At 65.9% G+C, this 16,687-nt stretch carries 19 protein-coding genes; 7 read left to right on the top strand and 12 right to left on the bottom strand.

The features are described 5' to 3' along the window. Positions 1–36 precede the first annotated feature (36 nt). The 3 genes from arsC to FAS41_RS26355 are packed head-to-tail and all read left to right on the top strand — an operon-like array spanning position 37 to position 1,433. Complete coding sequence (gene arsC, locus FAS41_RS26365; protein WP_138526302.1) at positions 37–390, top strand: arsenate reductase (glutaredoxin); 354 nt, start codon at positions 37–39, stop codon at positions 388–390. After that, positions 387–983 (top strand): NAD(P)H:quinone oxidoreductase, encoded by a 597-nt coding sequence (gene wrbA, locus FAS41_RS26360; protein ID WP_138526301.1) that lies wholly within the window; start codon positions 387–389, stop codon positions 981–983. Before arsC ends, wrbA begins: the two co-directional genes overlap by 4 nt. After that, on the top strand, positions 984–1,433 hold the full coding sequence (locus tag FAS41_RS26355; protein ID WP_138526300.1) for a DUF2069 domain-containing protein: 450 nt from the start codon (positions 984–986) through the stop codon (positions 1,431–1,433). A gap of 30 nt (positions 1,434–1,463) precedes the next feature. Here the strand turns inward: FAS41_RS26355 and hda are convergent, their stop codons facing one another. Then, on the bottom strand, positions 1,464–2,168 hold the full coding sequence (hda, locus tag FAS41_RS26350; protein WP_024764559.1) for a DnaA regulatory inactivator Hda: 705 nt from the start codon (positions 2,166–2,168) through the stop codon (positions 1,464–1,466). 145 nt (positions 2,169–2,313) lie between these two features. Then, complete coding sequence (locus FAS41_RS26345; RefSeq protein ID WP_138526299.1) at positions 2,314–3,354, bottom strand: DUF2066 domain-containing protein; 1,041 nt, start codon at positions 3,352–3,354, stop codon at positions 2,314–2,316. Between the two features lie 212 nt (positions 3,355–3,566). Between FAS41_RS26345 and purM the strand changes: the two genes are divergently transcribed. The 3 genes from purM to FAS41_RS26325 are packed head-to-tail and all read left to right on the top strand — an operon-like array spanning position 3,567 to position 6,005. Further along, a complete protein-coding gene (gene purM / locus FAS41_RS26335; protein ID WP_138526298.1) occupies positions 3,567–4,628 on the top strand; it encodes a phosphoribosylformylglycinamidine cyclo-ligase in 1,062 nt (353 codons plus the stop codon). After that, positions 4,628–5,278, top strand: coding sequence for a phosphoribosylglycinamide formyltransferase (gene purN, locus FAS41_RS26330; protein ID WP_138526297.1), 651 nt, complete (start codon positions 4,628–4,630; stop codon positions 5,276–5,278). Before purM ends, purN begins: the two co-directional genes overlap by 1 nt. A gap of 10 nt (positions 5,279–5,288) precedes the next feature. Beyond that, complete coding sequence (locus FAS41_RS26325) at positions 5,289–6,005, top strand: DUF3108 domain-containing protein (protein ID WP_138526296.1); 717 nt, start codon at positions 5,289–5,291, stop codon at positions 6,003–6,005. A gap of 174 nt (positions 6,006–6,179) precedes the next feature. Here the strand turns inward: FAS41_RS26325 and FAS41_RS26320 are convergent, their stop codons facing one another. The 5 genes from FAS41_RS26320 to FAS41_RS26305 all read right to left on the bottom strand — a co-directional run bounded on the left by FAS41_RS26320 (position 6,180) and on the right by FAS41_RS26305 (position 9,689). Beyond that, entirely contained in the window at positions 6,180–7,115 is a 936-nt protein-coding gene (locus tag FAS41_RS26320; RefSeq protein ID WP_138526295.1) for a DUF2167 domain-containing protein, read from the bottom strand. 170 nt (positions 7,116–7,285) lie between these two features. Beyond that, positions 7,286–7,837 (bottom strand): glutathione peroxidase, encoded by a 552-nt coding sequence (locus FAS41_RS26315; protein ID WP_138526294.1) that lies wholly within the window; start codon positions 7,835–7,837, stop codon positions 7,286–7,288. Between the two features lie 48 nt (positions 7,838–7,885). After that, a complete protein-coding gene (locus FAS41_RS31340; protein ID WP_280055972.1) occupies positions 7,886–8,008 on the bottom strand; it encodes a hypothetical protein in 123 nt (40 codons plus the stop codon). Continuing rightward, entirely contained in the window at positions 8,005–9,198 is a 1,194-nt protein-coding gene (locus tag FAS41_RS26310) for an MFS transporter (protein ID WP_138526318.1), read from the bottom strand. The genes FAS41_RS31340 and FAS41_RS26310 overlap by 4 nt, the downstream gene beginning before the upstream one ends. A gap of 74 nt (positions 9,199–9,272) precedes the next feature. Further along, on the bottom strand, positions 9,273–9,689 hold the full coding sequence (locus FAS41_RS26305) for a MarR family winged helix-turn-helix transcriptional regulator (RefSeq protein ID WP_138526293.1): 417 nt from the start codon (positions 9,687–9,689) through the stop codon (positions 9,273–9,275). A gap of 174 nt (positions 9,690–9,863) precedes the next feature. Between FAS41_RS26305 and FAS41_RS26300 the strand changes: the two genes are divergently transcribed. Next, on the top strand, positions 9,864–11,684 hold the full coding sequence (locus FAS41_RS26300) for an acyl-CoA dehydrogenase C-terminal domain-containing protein (protein WP_138526292.1): 1,821 nt from the start codon (positions 9,864–9,866) through the stop codon (positions 11,682–11,684). A gap of 358 nt (positions 11,685–12,042) precedes the next feature. On the opposite strand, the gene FAS41_RS26295 is transcribed toward FAS41_RS26300, so the two are convergent. From FAS41_RS26295 to FAS41_RS26275, 5 genes are all read right to left on the bottom strand, one after another. Further along, the gene (locus FAS41_RS26295) at positions 12,043–12,765 is read right to left on the bottom strand and encodes an adenosylcobinamide-GDP ribazoletransferase (RefSeq protein WP_138526317.1); all 723 of its coding nucleotides are present in this window, start codon (positions 12,763–12,765) and stop codon (positions 12,043–12,045) included. A 98-nt stretch (positions 12,766–12,863) separates the two neighbouring features. Continuing rightward, a complete protein-coding gene (cobC, locus tag FAS41_RS26290) occupies positions 12,864–13,451 on the bottom strand; it encodes an alpha-ribazole phosphatase family protein (RefSeq protein WP_138526291.1) in 588 nt (195 codons plus the stop codon). Further along, a complete protein-coding gene (cobT, locus tag FAS41_RS26285; protein ID WP_138526290.1) occupies positions 13,448–14,503 on the bottom strand; it encodes a nicotinate-nucleotide--dimethylbenzimidazole phosphoribosyltransferase in 1,056 nt (351 codons plus the stop codon). The genes cobC and cobT overlap by 4 nt, the downstream gene beginning before the upstream one ends. Further along, positions 14,500–15,021: a bifunctional adenosylcobinamide kinase/adenosylcobinamide-phosphate guanylyltransferase gene (cobU, locus tag FAS41_RS26280; protein ID WP_138526289.1), complete on the bottom strand. Its 522-nt coding sequence runs from the start codon at positions 15,019–15,021 to the stop codon at positions 14,500–14,502. The genes cobT and cobU overlap by 4 nt, the downstream gene beginning before the upstream one ends. Positions 15,022–15,225: 204 nt before the next feature. After that, the gene (locus tag FAS41_RS26275; protein ID WP_138526316.1) at positions 15,226–16,665 is read right to left on the bottom strand and encodes a cobyric acid synthase; all 1,440 of its coding nucleotides are present in this window, start codon (positions 16,663–16,665) and stop codon (positions 15,226–15,228) included. Positions 16,666–16,687 lie beyond the last annotated feature (22 nt).

Genomic DNA, 16,687 nt, shown 5'->3' with positions numbered 1-16,687 from the left:
TAGCCGCCACTTCATCGGCCTTGCGAGTCCCGGCACATGAGCCACATTTCAATTTTCCACAATCCGCGCTGCTCCAAATCCCGTGGCGCCCTCGAACTGCTCGAGGAACGCGGCATCCAGCCCCAGATCATCCGCTATCTGGAAACCCCTCCCAGCACCAATGAACTCAAGGTGCTGCTGGGTAAGCTCGGGATCGGCGCGCGCCAGCTGCTGCGCACCGGCGAGGACGAATACAAGGAACTGAACCTGGCCAACCCGGCACTGGACGATGACCAACTGATCGAGGCGATGGCCAGCCATCCCAAGCTGATCGAGCGCCCTATCGTCATCGTCGGCGACAAGGCGGTGATTGGCCGTCCGCCGGAGAAAGTACTGGAGATCCTGCCTTGAGCGCGCCTTACGTCCTCGTCCTCTACTACAGCCGTCACGGCGCCACCGCCGAAATGGCGCGGCAGATTGCCCGCGGCGTCGAGGCGGGCGGCCTGGAAGCGCGCGTGCGCACAGTGCCCGCAGTGTCGACCGAATGCGAGGCCGTCGCCCCGGACATCCCGGCTGAAGGCGCGCTCTATGCAACCCTGGATGACCTGAAGGACTGTTCCGGCCTGGTCCTCGGCAGCCCGACCCGCTTTGGCAACATGGCCGCGCCGCTCAAGTACTTCCTCGACGGCACCAGCAGCCTGTGGCTCACCGGTGGCCTGGTCGGCAAGCCGGCCGCCGTCTTCACCTCCACCGCCAGCCTGCACGGCGGCCAGGAAACCACCCAGCTGTCGATGATGCTGCCGCTGCTGCACCACGGCATGATCATCACCGGCATCCCCTACAGCGAGCCCGCCCTGCTGGAAACCCGCGGCGGCGGCACGCCCTATGGCGCCAGCCACTTTGCCACTGCCGACGGCAAGCGCAGCCTGGACGAACACGAGATCACCCTGTGCCGCGCGCTCGGAAAGCGCCTGGCCGACGTCGCCCGCAAACTGGAGAGCTGAATGGCCCGCAAGAACAAACCGCTGCCGCCCATGGAATGGCTCAAGCCCCGGCTGGCCGCCAGCCGCGCGGTCGCTCTCGGCAGCTTCATCGGGCTGATCCTGCTCATCGTCATCTGGGACCTGCTGTTCGCCGACGCCCACGGTGGCGCGCGCTGGGTGCCCTGGGCGTTCCTGGGCTTCAAGCTGCTGCCGCTGCTGGTGGTGGCACCGGGCATCCTGATCGGCAGCGCCCGTGGCCATGCCTGGGCGTGCTACGTGATCAACCTGTACTTCATCCTCGGCGTGCTCAACGCCTTCGATCCCAACCACGCCATCTTCGGCTGGGCGGAGATCATCCTCAGCGTGTCGCTGTTCTGTTCGGCGCTGATGTACACGCGCTGGCGCTTCCAGTACGACCGCAAGCTGGCTGGCGAAGGCCAGGAGCCACAGCAGGAAGCGACGAGCGCCTGATCGGAAACCGGGAATCGGGGAAACCGGGGCTTACCAGCCCATGGTTTCCTTGAGGAAGGGGATGGTCAGCTTGCGCTGGGCTTGCAGCGAGGCCTTGTCCAGTTCGTCCAGCAGATCGAAGAGGAACTGCATGCTGCGCGCGCCGCGAGTGAGGATGAAGCGCCCCACTTCGTCGGTCAGGTGCAGGCCACGGCGCGAAGCGCGCAGCTGAAGGGCGCGCAGCTTCTCGTCGTCGGTCAGCGGGTGCAGCTGGAAGATCAGCGAGAGGGTCAGGCGCGATTTCAGATCCGGCAGCTTCACGCCCAGCTCGCGCGGCGACACCGAGGCCGACAACAGCAGCTTGCGACCGGAATCGCGCAGACGGTTGAACAGGTGGAACAGCGCCTCTTCCCACTCGCGCTTGCCGGCCAGGGCGTCGAGATCATCCAGGCACACCAGCTCACGCTGTTCGAGGTTGTCGAAGATTTCCGGGCCGTAGGCCACCAGGTCCGCCATCGGCAGGTAGACGGACGGCTCACCCAGTTGCTCGGAACGAATGCAGGCAGCCTGCAGCAGGTGGCTGCGGCCCACGCCTTCGGCGCCCCAGAGGTAGATCAGGCTTTCCGTCCACCCCGCCTCGGGCTCGCACAGACGCTCGACATAGCCGAGCGCCGCGGCGTTGGCACCGGGGTAGTAGTTGGCGAACGTTGCGTCATCGCGCAGACGTACGCTGAGTGGGAGCTGCATAGGAGTCATGCCGGGCCGGGCGTTTCTTCAATCGCTTGGGGTGGGCCTTGGTGACTGAAAGTTTATCCAAATCAGAAGGATAACGCAGCTACCACGTGCGACTCAGAGCCACCGGCGCCGGGAAGCGGGACTTTGCCCGCTCCCGGAGTGCTCATCACCAGTGGAAGCGCAGCGTGTTCTGCGTCGGCACAGCCGCGCTCGGTACCGGTTGGCCATTGGCGTCGACCGCCGGTTGCGCCGGTTCGGCCGGGGCCTCCTGCAGTCGGGCCAGTGCCAGTTGCGCACGTAATTGCTCGGTGCTGGCAGTCACGCGGTAGACGAGCTTGTTCCCCTGGACCTCCACCAGCTTGGCACCCATCGGCTCCAGCAGGCGCGAAACTTCGGCGTAGCGGGCCAGGTCGGCGCCCTCGATCTGCAGGACCTGGGCCGAAGCCGAGCCTGCCGAGCCGACGAAACGCTGCGACAGGCGTTGCGACACACCAAGCATCACCGCATCAGCCAGCGCGTCCGGGGTATCGCCCTGGGCCTGGCCCTGTTCACGGCTGTCGCCCATCCACACGCGCCAGGTGGCGGTCCACTTGCCGTCGGCTTCCTTGGCGTCCACCGCCAGCAGGGCGTCGGCGCCGTAACGCTCGGAGGCTGCTTTGAGTGCATCGGGCTGGGCGGCGTTGAGGTTCTCGGGCGTGCCAACCTGCTGTTCACCGAGATCGGCCATCGGCAGGCGCAGCGGCAGGCCGCGACGCTGGGCGGCGCGGTTCAGCGGGGCGGAGGCTTCCTGACTGTCGCCTACCAGGCTGCTGCCGTTGGCGCTTTCGTTCAGCCACCAGGCCAGCACGCTCGGACGGCTGGCGCCCCACACCGGCAGGCCGGCCTGGCGCAGGGCGTTGTCGGTGGCGGTCGGATCGAAGTCCACGACCAGCGCCATGGGCGGGCCGTTCTCGAAGCCATACTGGCTGATCAGCTGCTGCGGGTCCTTGAAGTAGCCGGCCAGGGCCGGACTCTGTGCAGCACCGGCATTGCCGGTCAGGCGCAGCACCAGGGTCTGCAGGGCGCGGGTCAGGCCGGCGTTGCGCTCGTCCGGCTGCTGGGAGGCCACCGGCTCGTGCACCTGGTACAGGTTGCCCAGCGTTTCAGCGAAGGACGGCAGGCTGAACAGTGACAGGCAGAGGATCAACAGGCGGGCAGTCAGGCGCATGGCGGGCTCTCGCGGCAAAAACGAAGATGCCAGCACGCAGTGAGCTGGCAAGGAAGGCCTATACCTTAAACAGCCGTCCGGCCAGCGGCAACAGCGCGAGATGGCCGCTGCCGGGCAAGCCTGATAAAATCCCGCGCCTCCCGCGCAGGCCGGGAAGCGCGAACGGCGCACCCGGCGGCAAGACGAATCATCCCTTCTATAGGCCTGGATTTATGAGCAACAAGCAACCCTCGTTGAGCTACAAGGACGCCGGTGTGGACATCGACGCCGGCGAAGCCCTGGTCGAACGCATCAAAGGCGTCGCCAAGCGCACGGCACGTCCGGAAGTCATGGGCGGCCTGGGTGGCTTTGGCGCTCTGTGCGAAATCCCGGCCGGTTACAAGCAGCCTGTGCTGGTCTCCGGCACCGACGGCGTCGGCACCAAGCTGCGCCTGGCGCTGAACCTGAACAAGCACGACAGCATCGGCCAGGACCTGGTCGCCATGTGCGTGAACGACCTGGTGGTCTGCGGCGCCGAGCCGCTGTTCTTCCTCGACTACTACGCCACCGGCAAGCTCAATGTCGACGTGGCTGCCACCGTGGTCACCGGCATCGGCGCCGGCTGCGAGCTGGCGGGCTGCTCCCTGGTCGGTGGCGAGACCGCCGAGATGCCGGGCATGTACGAAGGCGAAGACTACGACCTGGCCGGCTTCTGCGTCGGCGTGGTGGAGAAGTCCGAGATCATCGACGGCTCGAAGGTAGTCGCCGGCGACGCCCTGATCGCCCTGCCCTCTTCCGGCCCGCACTCCAACGGCTACTCGCTGATCCGCAAGATCATCGAAGTCTCCGGTGCCGACATCGAAGCCACCCAACTGAACGGCCAGCCCCTGGCCGACCTGCTGATGGCGCCGACTCGCATCTACGTGAAGCCGCTGCTGCAGCTGATCAAGCAGACCGCCGCGGTCAAGGCCATGGCCCACATCACCGGCGGCGGCCTGCTGGACAACATCCCGCGCGTCCTGCCGGACAACGCCCAGGCCGTGGTTGACGTGGCCAGCTGGCAGCGCCCGGCGGTCTTCGACTGGCTGCAGGAAAAAGGCAACGTCGACGAGACCGAGATGCACCGCGTGCTGAACTGCGGCGTGGGCATGGTCATCTGCGTTGCACAGGATCAGGTCGAGGCTTCCCTGAAGGCCCTTCGCGACGCCGGCGAGCAGCCGTGGGTCATCGGCCGCATCGACGCCTGCGCCGCCGACGCCGAGCGCGTGGTCCTGAACAACCTGAAAGGCCACTGATGTCCACACCTTGCAATGTCGTGGTGCTGATTTCCGGCTCCGGCAGCAACCTGCAAGCCCTGATCGACAGTCTCGCCGGCGCTGACACGCCGGCAGTGATCCGTGCGGTGATCTCCAACCGCGCGGACGCTTACGGCCTGGAGCGTGCGCGCCAGGCCGGCATCGAGACTCGCTTCCTCGACCACAAGTCCTACGCCGACCGCGAGAGCTTCGATGCCGCGCTGATCCAGGCCATCGACGGCTTCAACGCCGACCTGGTGCTGCTCGCCGGCTTCATGCGCATCCTCAGCGCGGACTTCGTGCGTCACTACCAGGGTCGCCTGCTGAACATCCATCCGTCCCTGCTGCCCAAGTACAAGGGCCTGCACACCCACCAGCGTGCGCTGGAGGCCGGTGATGCCGAGCACGGCTGCAGCGTGCACTTCGTCACCGAGGAACTTGATGGCGGTCCTCTGGTCGTACAGGCGGCAATCCCGGTAGAGTCTGACGACACGCCGGAAACGCTGGCGCAGCGCGTTCACGTGCAGGAACATGTGATCTATCCGCTGGCCATGCGCTGGTTTGCCGAAGGCCGAGTGCGGCTGGGTGAACAAGGCGCCACGCTGGATGGGGAGCTTCTGCCCGCATCCGGCCATTCGTACCGAACCTAGGAGATTCGCGATGCGTAGAGCTCTGTTATTCCTGATGGCCGTGCTGACCTTGCCGGCCCAGGCTTATGAGCTGGAACCGTTCGACGCCAGCTACACCGCCGACTGGAAACAGATGCCCATCAGCGGTACGGCCTCCCGCAGCCTCAAGCAAGGCGACGGTGGCCGCTGGGAGCTGAACTTCAAGGCCTCCATGCTGCTCGCCAGCCTGACCGAAAACAGCACGTTCAAGGTCGAGAACGACACCTACCTGCCGCTGACCTACCGTTGGGCCCGAGAAGGTCTGGGCAAGAACAAGCAGACCGAGCTCGATTTCGACTGGGCCGAGAAGCAGGTGCTGGGCAGCGACCGTGGCGACCAGGTGCGCCAGCCGCTGAACAAGGGCCAGCTGGACAAGTCCACCTACCAGCTCGCGCTGCAGCATGACGTGGCCGTCGGCAAGAAGGCCATGAGCTACCAGGTGATCGAGGGTACCGACACCGATACCTACGACTTCCGCGTGCTCGGCGAGGAGAAGGTCCGCACCCAGGCCGGCCTGATCACCGCCATCAAGGTGGAGCGCGTGCGCGATCCCACCAAGAGCAACCGCAAGACCATCCTCTGGTTCGCCAAGGATTGGGATTTCCTCCTCGTGCGCCTGTACCAGCAGGAGTCCGACGGCAAGGAATACCAGATCATGCTCAAGGAAGGCACCGTGAACGGCAAGGCCGTTCAGGGCGAGAAAGGCTGATCCTTCAGCGCAAACGAAAAAGCCGGGCAATTGCCCGGCTTTTTCATTTTCGCGCGATACGTGCCCCTGACTTTGTAGGAGCGAGCTTGCTCGCGAACAGAGTTCCAGGCGGCTCCGGCATCAAGCGGTTCGCGAGCAAGGACTAGGCGTCCCCCTCGGTCCTACAAAAACGAATCAGCCTTCGCTCGACGGCTTGCGCTTGAAGCGACGGGCGATCCAGCCAATAGCCAGGGCCGGGACGATCCACAGCTTCTTCAGCAGCACCAGCAGGGTCGCGAACAGGCCGACCTTGGCGGCGACCTTGCCGGCGATCAGCGCACCCAGGCCATAGGCGGCGACCTTGTCGACGCTGGGATTGAAGTCGACATAGCGGTTGCCCGGGTTGAACTCGGTCATCGCCAGCACCTTGCTGACGTTCTTCTCGATCTCCGGCAACTGCTCCATACCCGCGACGAAGTTCAGCACCAGCACGCCTTTGCGGCCCAGCGCGCGGATGTTGTAGTTCAGCGTGTGCTCCTTGGCGTCGCCGAACTGCAGCTCCTTGGCCCAGTACAGCTTCTTCTCCGCCGCGTCATAGCGCGGAGGCGCGGCCCAGCCGATCAGCTGGATCGACTCGAAGCCCTGCTGCTCACGCTGCGGGTTGGCTTCCTTGAGGTCGTCCTGCATGTCCTTGAGCATTTCCGCGTAGTCGATCTTTGCCGCGTCCTCGTCGGAGACGTAGCCGCTCTCCTCATACTGCACGGTCACCGCCCAGGACTCGGCAGCGAACGGCGAAACGCCGGCCGGCATCAGCATGCCCAGCGGTGGATCGGAGGGCGGGTTGCCCCAGGCTTCCAGCACGCGCTCGGCATCCTTGCCGTCGAGGAAGACGAAGTTCTCCGGCAGATCGAAAGTCGCGAGGTTATCGCCGACCACCACCTTGCCCTTCTGGAAGTGCAGGCTGGCGACGAAGGTCTCGGGCGACATCTCCTCGTCCGACTCGGCGGCGGGAACGGGAGCAGCGGCAGCCGCGGGGGCTTCGCTCTGATTGGCGGTAGCGGGAGCGGCGAACGCCGGGGCGGCGATGGCCTGTGCGAGCAAGGCAGCCAGGAAGAGGGCTTTGCCATCCATAGGGTGAATCTCCTGAATCGTATCCATGACATCAGCGGCCAATTGCCATGCCGCCGGGCGCGAATTGTCGCATTCCATGGCTAAACCTGTAACAGGAAATTTCCCCTCCGCCTGCGCTGGCGCACAAAAAAGCCGGGCATCGGCCCGGCTTCATCGTGATTCCCCGAGTCTCAGGGTTGGCTGGCGATAGCCTTTTCGATGGCCGCCTGCAGCTCCGGATCATCCGGCTTGGTCAGGCTGGAGAACTCCGCCACCACCTTGCCCTGGCGGTCCACCACGTACTTGAAGAAGTTCCAGCGCGGCACCTGGTCGGCCTGCTGGGCAAGGTCCTTGAACAGCGGAATCGCCTCGTCGCCGCTGACGTGCTGCACCGAGGTCATGTTGAAGGTCACGCCATAGTTGCCGTAGCAGATCTTCGCGGTTTCGGCGGCATCGGCATCCTCCTGCTTGAAGTCATCAGAGGGTACGCCGAGCACTTCCAGGCCCTGTCCCTTGTACTTCTGGTAGACAGCTTCGAGGCCCTTGAACTGCGGAGTGAAGCCGCAATGGCTGGCGGTATTCACCACCAGCAAGGGCTTGCCGGCATAGAGCTCGCAAAGGTCGAGCACATCCTTGGAGCGCAACTTGGGCAATTCACCCTGGGTCTTGAGCAGCGCCGGGCAGTCGGCGGCCTGCGCGGCCAGGGACAACAACAGAGACAGGGCGAGCAGGGAAAGGCGCATGGCAGTGATCCTCGGGTTATCCCGCCACGCTACCCCGCGCGCCATGCATCAGCAACTGCCCATGCCCAGCTGCATCAGCGCAAGACCGCCGCGCTGCCAGCCCCACCACGCAATACCAGCCACCGCCAGGCCAAGTCCCAGCACCAGAGCGATCACCAGTGGGCGCTTCACGCCGCCCCCAACGCGGCACGCTCGACCGGGCGCTCGCGCACCGGCCAGTTGAGCAGACCGGCCAGCAGGCTGAGGAGGATGGAAACCTGCCAGACGAGGTCGTAGTTGCCGGTGTGGTCATACACGTAACCGCCCAGCCAGCCGCCGAGGAAGGCGCCGATCTGGTGGAACAGGAAGGTGATGCCACCGAGCATCGACAGGTTGCGCACGCCGAACAGGGTCGCGACTGTGCCGTTGGTCAGCGGCACGGTGGACAGCCACAGCAAGCCCATGGCGATACCGAAGGCGTACGCCGTCCAGACGCTCAACGGCGACCAGATGAAGGCGACGATCACCACTGCGCGCAACAGGTACAGGCCGGTGAGCAGCCTGGGCTTGCTCATCCGCCCGCCCAGCCAGCCGGCAATGTAGGTGCCAAAGACGTTGAACAGACCTACCAGCGCCAGCACCGTGGTGCCGACGGTGGCGGGCAAATGGCGGTCCACCAGGTAGGCCGGCAGGTGCACGCCGATGAACACCACCTGGAAGCCACAGACGAAAAAGCCCAGGGACAGCAGCCAGAAGCCGGAATGCCCGGCCGCCTCGCGCAGCGCCTCGCCCAAGGTTTGCTCGTGGCCCTGCGTCGGCAGCGGCTTGTCCTTCATCAGCACCGCCAGCGGCACGATGAAGGCCACCAGCAGGCCCAGCGCCAGCAGCGCAGCGGACCAGCCCAGCCAGCCGATCAGCCCGAGCGTGCCCGGCAGCATGGCGAACTGACCGAAGGAACCCGCTGCCGCCGAGATGCCCATCGCCATGCTGCGCCGCTCCAGCGGCACCGCGCGGCCAACCGCGCCGAGGATAACCGAGAACGACGTACCGGACAGGCCGACACCAATCAACAGGCCCGCACTCATCGACAGGCTGAAGGCCGAGTCGGAATAGCCCATCAGCACGAGACCGGTGGCGTAGAGGATGCCGCCAACCACCACCGTGCGCATCGCGCCGAAGCGGTCGGCAATGGCGCCGGTGAAGGGCTGGGCGATGCCCCAGATCAGGTTCTGCAGGGCAATGGCGAAGGCGAAGGTCTCGCGCCCCCAGCCGAATTCGGCGCTCATCGGCGCCAGGAACAGGCCGAAGCCGTGGCGGATGCCCAGGGACAGGGCGAGGATCAGGGCGCCGGATAGCAGTATCCAGAACCCTGTGCGCGACAGCTTCGACATCAGTTGCTCCTACACGGGTATATACCCGCTTTTAATCATTGTTCCACAGTGCACGCAGGCCGCCGCTAGCTCTCCAGCGCGGCCAGTTCATCCAACAAGGCTTCCAGCTGACGGCGCTTTTCATCGCCCAAGTGCGAAGCCACATCTTGCTGCGCCGCATCCCAGGCATCGCGACCACGCACGATGCGCTCGAGTCCGGCCGGAGTCAGGACCACGATACGGTTGCGCTGATCCTCACCCTCTTCGAGCTTCACCAGGCCATCGGCTTCCAGCGGCTTGAGGTTGCGCCCCAGCGTGCTGCGATCCAGGCCCATGGCATCGGCCAGGTCGGAGATGCTCGGCTGCTCCAGTCGCGACAGGTGCCGCAGCAGGGAAAACTGCGCAGTGGTCAACCCGACGTCCTTCAGGGCATCGTCATAGACGCGGGTCACGGCGCGGGCCGAGCGGCGCAGTTTGGTGCAGAGGCATTGGGTGGTCAGCATAAATGCATGTATATACCCGCATTCGCAATTCGGTCAATGGCCGGCGCGACCGATTGTCCCATCTGCCAGCGCGAGGCGTTGGCGCAGCCAAGGGCACCAGCGCGCACCGGCCGTATAACTGCGGCCACCCAGCCCCGCGCTTTCGACGGGGCGCATCACGGTCCGAGGTCCCCGATGCCCGTCTACAAAGCCCCGCTGCGCGACACCCGCTTCCTGCTCAACGAAGTCTTCGATTTCCCCACCCATTACCAGAATCTGGTGAACGGCGGCGAAGCCACGCCGGACATGGTCGACGCCATCCTCGGTGAATGCGCGAAGCTCTGCGAGGAAGTGATCGCCCCGCTCTACCACAGTGGCGACGAGGAAGGCTGCCACCTGGAGAACGGCGAAGTGCGCACGCCCAAGGGTTTCAAGGAAGCCTACGACGCCTACGTCGCCGGCGGCTGGCAGGGCCTGTCGCATCCGATCGAATACGGTGGCCAGGGCCTGCCGATGAGCCTGGGCGCGCTCAAGCAGGAGATGATGGGCACTGCCAACTGGCCGTTCTCGATGTACCCGGGGCTGTCGCTGGGCGCGATGAACACCGTCATGCAGCATGGCACCGAGGAACAGAAACAGACCTACCTCACCCCGCTCACCGAAGGCCGCTGGGGCGGCACCATGTGCCTGACCGAGCCGCAGTGCGGCACCGACCTGGGCCAGGTTAAGACCCGCGCCGAAACCAACGCCGACGGTAGCTACGCGATCACCGGCACCAAGATCTTCATCTCCTCCGGCGAGCACGACCTCACCGAGAACATCGTGCACATCGTCCTCGCCCGCCTGCCCGATGCGCCCAAGGGCACACGTGGCATCTCGCTGTTCATCGTGCCGAAATTCCTGCCGGGGGCAGGCAATACCCTCGGCCTGCGCAACGGTGTGACCTGTGGCGCGCTGGAAAAGAAGATGGGCATCAAGGCCTCGGCCACCTGCGTGATGAACTTCGACGGCGCCACCGGCTACCTGATCGGCGAGCCGAACAAGGGCCTGGAGTGCATGTTCACCTTCATGAACAGCGCCCGCATCGGCACCGCCATCCAGGGCGTCGCCACCGCCGAACTCGCCTACCAGGGCGCACTCGCCTATGCCCGTGAGCGCCGTTCCATGCGCGCCCTCTCCGGCACCAAGGAGCCGGGCGAGATCGCTGACACCCTGATGCACCATGGCGACGTGCGCCGCATGCTGCTGACCCAGAAGGCCGTGGCCGAAGGCGGCCGCGCGCTGATCTACCTGGCGACCCAGTACGCCGACAAGATGATCCAGGGCCTGCTGACCAACGACAACGCCGAGTACGACCGCTGGGATGACAAGCTCGGCTTCCTCACCCCGATCCTCAAGGGCTGCCTGACCGAACTGGGCCTGGAGAGCGCCAACCTGGGCATGCAGGTGTTCGGCGGCCACGGCTACATCAAGGAACACGGTATGGAGCAGATCGTCCGCGACGCGCGGATCGCCACGCTCTACGAAGGCACCACCGGCATCCAGGCGCTGGACCTGCTCGGCCGCAAGGTGCTGCTGATGACCCAGGGCAAGGCCGTGCGCGACTTCACCCGGCAGGTGGCGAAGTTCGCCGTCGACCTGCTCAAGCAGGAACCGGCCATGCGCGGGCGCGCGCTCACACTGCTCAGGCTCTGCGCACAGTGGAACCTGCTGACCCTGCGCATTGCCCTGACCGCCCGCAAACAGCGGGACCTGGTAAGCACCGCCAGCCACGATTACCTGATGTTCTCCGGGTACGCCGCGCTGGCGTATTCCTGGGCATTGCAGGAAGCCGCCGCACGCAAGCGACTGCGCCAGGGCGGCAGCGAGTCGAGCGACTTCTACAAGGCCAAGATCGCTACCAGCGACTTCTACTTCGCCCGTCTGCTGCCACGCGCCAAGGGGCATGCGTCAGCGATGGCCAAGCCAGTACGGTCGATCATGGGGTTGAAGACGGAGCATTTCGCCTTCGACTGATCGACAGACGAAAACTCGATCCTGCCGCTATCGGTAGGATGGCGTGGAGCGCAGCGATACCCATCAATCCCGCACACCGGCAGCATGGGTATCGCTGCGCTCCACGCCATCCTACGACCCCACCGATACCGCTCCCGTTGTAGGGCGCATAACGCGTCAGCATTATCCGCCGCTAAAGGGCCGGCGGATAACCTGTTCCAGGTTATTCGCCCTACGGGGTTCCCATCCGGATGCAAGGGTGGTCAGCGCTTTTTTGTAGGAGCGAGCTTGCTCGCGAACCGCACGACAGCCTCGCAGCCGGGAAACCCGTTCGCGAGCAAGCTCGCTCCTACAGACTCAGGCAGGCCACGCTCACCTGTCAGAGCGCCAAAGCCACCAGCACGGCGCACTCGATCATCTCCAGCATCGCCCCGGCGGTATCCCCGGTGGTACCGCCCAGGCGGGCGATGAAACGGCTGCGCAGCCAGACGAACACAGCCAACGCGACCACCAGCGCCAGCAGGCCGGTCAGGCCCACCAGCACCATCAGCGCGGCATTGGCCGCGAGCATCCACGGCATTGCACCGCGCGGCAGGTGATCGGCCAGCGCCTGACCCAGTCCGCCCTTGCGCGCATAGTCGGTGGTGAAGAACAGCAGAGGCAGTGCGCAACGCCCCAACCAGGGCGCCAGCAGCAAACCCCAGTGTTGCTGATTGCCGAGGATGGCGGTGATCGCCGCAAACTTCAGCAACAGCAACAGCACCAGCGCGACCACCGCCGCCGGACCGCAGCGCGGGTCCTTCATGATCGCCAGCGTACGTTCGCGATCCCCCAGGCCGCCGATCCAGGCATCCGCCGTGTCGGCCAGGCCGTCGAGGTGCAGCGCGCCCGTGAAGGCCACCCACACCAGCAGGATCAGTGCCGCTTGCAACAACAGATGTACGCCACTGAGTAACTCCCCCATGGCAAACAGCACGGCACCGATCAGCAGCCCCACGAGGGGGTAGTACAGCGTGGCGCGGCCGAACTGTTGCGGCGTCGGCATGTGCCCCAGAGTCACCGGCAAGCGGGTGAGGAACTGCAATGCCACCAACGGCAACAGCCAGTCGCTGAGCGGTGCCGCGTGCGCGTCCGCCCCGCTCTGCTCGGCGGGCTGGGGTGGCTCTTGCTCTTGCTTGCGGTCCGGGTGCGGAGTGTTCATCAATTGCTTGCCTTGTGGATACGCCAGCCGTCGCCCTCGCGAGTCACGTCCAGCGCCATGCATTCGCCATGGGCCACCGCCACCTCCAGCAGACGCTTCGCCGGCAGGCCGCTGGCCAGCGCGCCGAGCAGGCGCATCACACCACCGTGGGTGACGACCAGCACGGACGATCCGACATGGGCCTGGTAGAGGCGCTCCAGCGCTGCGAAGACGCGCGATTCGAAGTCACCCATGGCCTCGCCACCGGGCGGCGGGCAGGCGTAGGGATCGTTCCAGAAACGCCCGAGCGCTTCCGCGTCCGTCTCCATCAGCTTAGCTGGCAAAAGGCCTTCCCACTGGCCGAAATCCAGCTCCTGCAGGCCCGGTTCGAAGCCCAACGGCAGGCCGTGCCGCGCCGCCAACTCCTCGGCGAAAGCCGCGCAACGTTGCAATGGCGAGCTGACCAGCGCCGACCAGCGGCACTCATCCCCCAGTGCGCCACGCATCTGCGCCCAGCCGGTTTCGGTCAGCGCATCATCCAGGCGCCCGCGAAAGCCACCGCCAAGTTCGGTCTCGCCATGGCGCAACAACTCCAGGCGCAATGTCATGCCGGGCGGTCCGACACCGCTGCCTCGGCGAAGGTCGCCATGCCGCTGTGCAACCGGCACGCCTGGCGCAGCAACGGCACCGCCAGCGCTGCGCCGCTGCCCTCGCCCAGGCGCAGCCCAAGGTCCAGCAAGGGCTCGGCGTTGAGCGCGGCCAGCACTCGGTTGTGCCCCGGCTCAGCGCCAGCGTGGGCGAACAGCAGCCAATCGCGACAGCCCGGATTCAGGTGCGTGGCGCACAGAGCGGCGGTGGTGCAGATGAAGCCGTCCACCAGCACCGGAATGCCTTTCTGCGCGCAGGCGAGATAGGCGCCCACCAGAGCAGCGATCTCGAAACCGCCGAGGCGGCACAGCGCCTCGAAGGGCTCGTCGCAATTCGCGCGGTGCAGCGCCAACGCACGGTCGATCACTTCGACCTTGCGTGCGACGCCCTGCGAATCCAGCCCGGTGCCGGGGCCAACCAGTGCCTGCGCCGGTTCGTCCAGCAGGGCGCAGGCCAGCGCCGCCGCCGAACTGGTATTGCCGATCCCCATTTCACCGCCAATGAACAGCTCCGCACCGGCCTGCTGCGCACGGCGCACGGATTCGCGGCCGGCTTCCAGAGCGATCAGGCACTGCGCAGCGGTCATCGCCGGCTCTTTCGTGAAGTTCGCGGTGCCGGCACCAACCATCACATGCAGTACACCCGGTAGCGGCTCCAGCGGAGTGGCGGTACCCAGGTCGATCACCTCCAGGCGCGCATCGAGATCGCGAGCCAGCACGCTGATTGCTGCACCGCCACGCACGAAGTTGCGCAGCATCTCGACGGTCACTGCTTGCGGATAAGCCGACACACCTTCGGCGACCACGCCATGGTCACCGGCGAACAGGGCGATCCAGATATGCTCCAGACTTGGCCTTTCGCGGCCCTGCAGGCCGGCGAGACGGATGGTCTCATCCTCCAGCCGGCCCAGCGCACCGCGCGGCTTGGTCAGTTGGTCCTGGCGCGCAGCGGCCTTGCCTTGTGCCACGCGGTCGATCGGCTGGGTGCCTTGCAGCCACCATTGCAGACTCATAACGCTTCCCCCTTCAACACCATGGGCAGGCCGGCGACGGTGAACACCACGCGCTCGCTGACCTCGGCCAGGGACTGGTGCAGCCAGCCGGCCTCGTCGACATATCGGCGGCTGAGTTCGCCCATCGGCACCACCCCCAGCCCGGTTTCGTTGCTGACCAGGATGATTCGCCCCGGCAGTTGCGGCAGCGTTTCCAGCAGCGCATCGATCTCGCCGCGCAGGCGCCAGCCGTCTTCATGGATCAGTAGATTGGTGACCCACAAGGTCAGGCAGTCCACCAGCACGCAATGCTGCGGTGCGGCCAGGCGCTCCAGCACCTCGGCCAGGGCCAGCGGCTCTTCCACCAGGCCCCAATGCTCCGGGCGGCGCTCACGGTGCTGGAGAATGCGCGTGGACATCTCGCCGTCGCCGGCCTGGGCCGTGGCGACGTAGGTGACCGGCAGGCCGCTTTGCAACGCCAGGTGCTCGGCCAGGCGGCTCTTGCCCGAGCGGGCGCCGCCGAGGATCAGTTCAATCATGGAGACTTCCTGGGTACGGGGCTTTTGCAGGATGGGTGGAGCCTGCGATACCCATCGCGACTGAGCACAGGTCTGATGGGTATCGCTGCGCTCCACCCATCCTACGAAGACGCCAGTGCCCCGTAGGGCGCATAACGCCCCAGGCGTTATCCGCCAGAATCACATCGCAACGAGACGGCGGATAACCGCGAACGGTTATGCGCCCTACAGTCCGCATAGCGCTCTCAATTTTTCGGTATCCAGATGCGCCTCGACCTGATCGGCCAGGCGCTCGATGTCACGTTCGCGCAGGGCGTGGTAATCAATGCTCTGCACCTCGCGCAGCCCGGCCCAGCGCAGCAGCGCCGAACTGGAAGCACTGGACTCGAACAGCCCGTGCAGATAGGTCCCCATCACCTGACCGTCGTCACTCACTGCGCCGTCAGTGCGACCATCGCTCAGGTGTACGGCCGGGTTCGCCAGCGCCGGGCCTTCGGTGACGCCGGCATGTATCTCGTAACCACTCACCGGAGCATCTTCCAGCGCCAACTGGCCGCTGACATTGCGCAACTGCTTCTCCGGCGCCAGCACGGTGCGGAAATCCAGCAGGCCGAGACCGTCGCTCTCCCCCGCCGCACCTTCCAGCCCGTGCGGGTCGGCCAGGGTGCGGCCGAGCATCTGCAAGCCGCCGCAGATGCCCAGCAGCTTGCCGCCGTAGCGCAGGTGGCGGCGGATCGCCTCCTCCCAGCCCTGGGCGCGGAGGAAGGCCAGGTCCGGCCGCACGCTCTTGGAGCCGGGCAGGATGATCAGGTCCGCCGGCGGGATCGGCTGGCCGGGGCCGATGAAGGTCAGCTCCACTTGCGGATGCAGGCGCAACGGATCGAAGTCGGTATGGTTGCTGATGCGCGGCAGCACTGGCACCAGCACGCGCAGGCGCTCGCCGGTCTTGGCGGTCTGGCGGGTATCGATGGCGTCCTCGGCTTCCAGATGGAAGTCCATCAGGTACGGCAGCACGCCGAGCACCGGCACGCCGGTACGCTCTTCCAGCCAGTCGAGGCCGTTCTGCAGCAATGCGATGTCGCCGCGGAAACGGTTGATGACGAAGCCCTTCACCCGCGCCCGCTCGCTCTCGGAGAGCAATTCCAGGGTGCCGACCAGGTGAGCGAATACGCCGCCGCGATCGATGTCGGCAATCAGGATCACCGGGCAATCCACCGCCTCGGCGAACCCCATGTTGGCGATGTCGTTGGCGCGCAGGTTGATCTCCGCCGGCGACCCCGCGCCCTCCACCATCACCACCGGGTACTGCGCACTCAGGCGCTGATGGGATTCGAGCACCGCCTGCATGGCCACGCGCTTGTAGTCGTGGTAGGCGACGGCGTTCATGCTGGTCACCGCGCGGCCATGGATGATCACCTGGGCGCCGGTGTCGCTGTTGGGCTTGAGCAGCACCGGGTTCATGTCGGTGTGCGGCGCAAGCTGGCAGGCCTGCGCCTGTACCGCCTGGGCGCGACCGATCTCGCCGCCGTCGGCGGTCACCGCACTGTTCAGCGCCATGTTCTGCGGCTTGAACGGCACCACCGCAACACCCTGGCGAACCAGCCAACGGCACAGCGCGGTCACCAGCGTGCTCTTGCCAGCATCCGAAGTGGTGCCCTGCACCATCAGCGTCGCGCTTTTCAGGGTA

Origin of the sequence: Pseudomonas nicosulfuronedens (assembly GCF_005877905.1) — a bacterium.
In the GTDB taxonomy this organism is placed as follows: Bacteria; Pseudomonadota; Gammaproteobacteria; order Pseudomonadales; family Pseudomonadaceae; genus Pseudomonas; species Pseudomonas nicosulfuronedens.
Note: the sequence above shows the minus strand (reverse complement) of the source record. Positions and strands in the feature narration are given on the sequence as shown.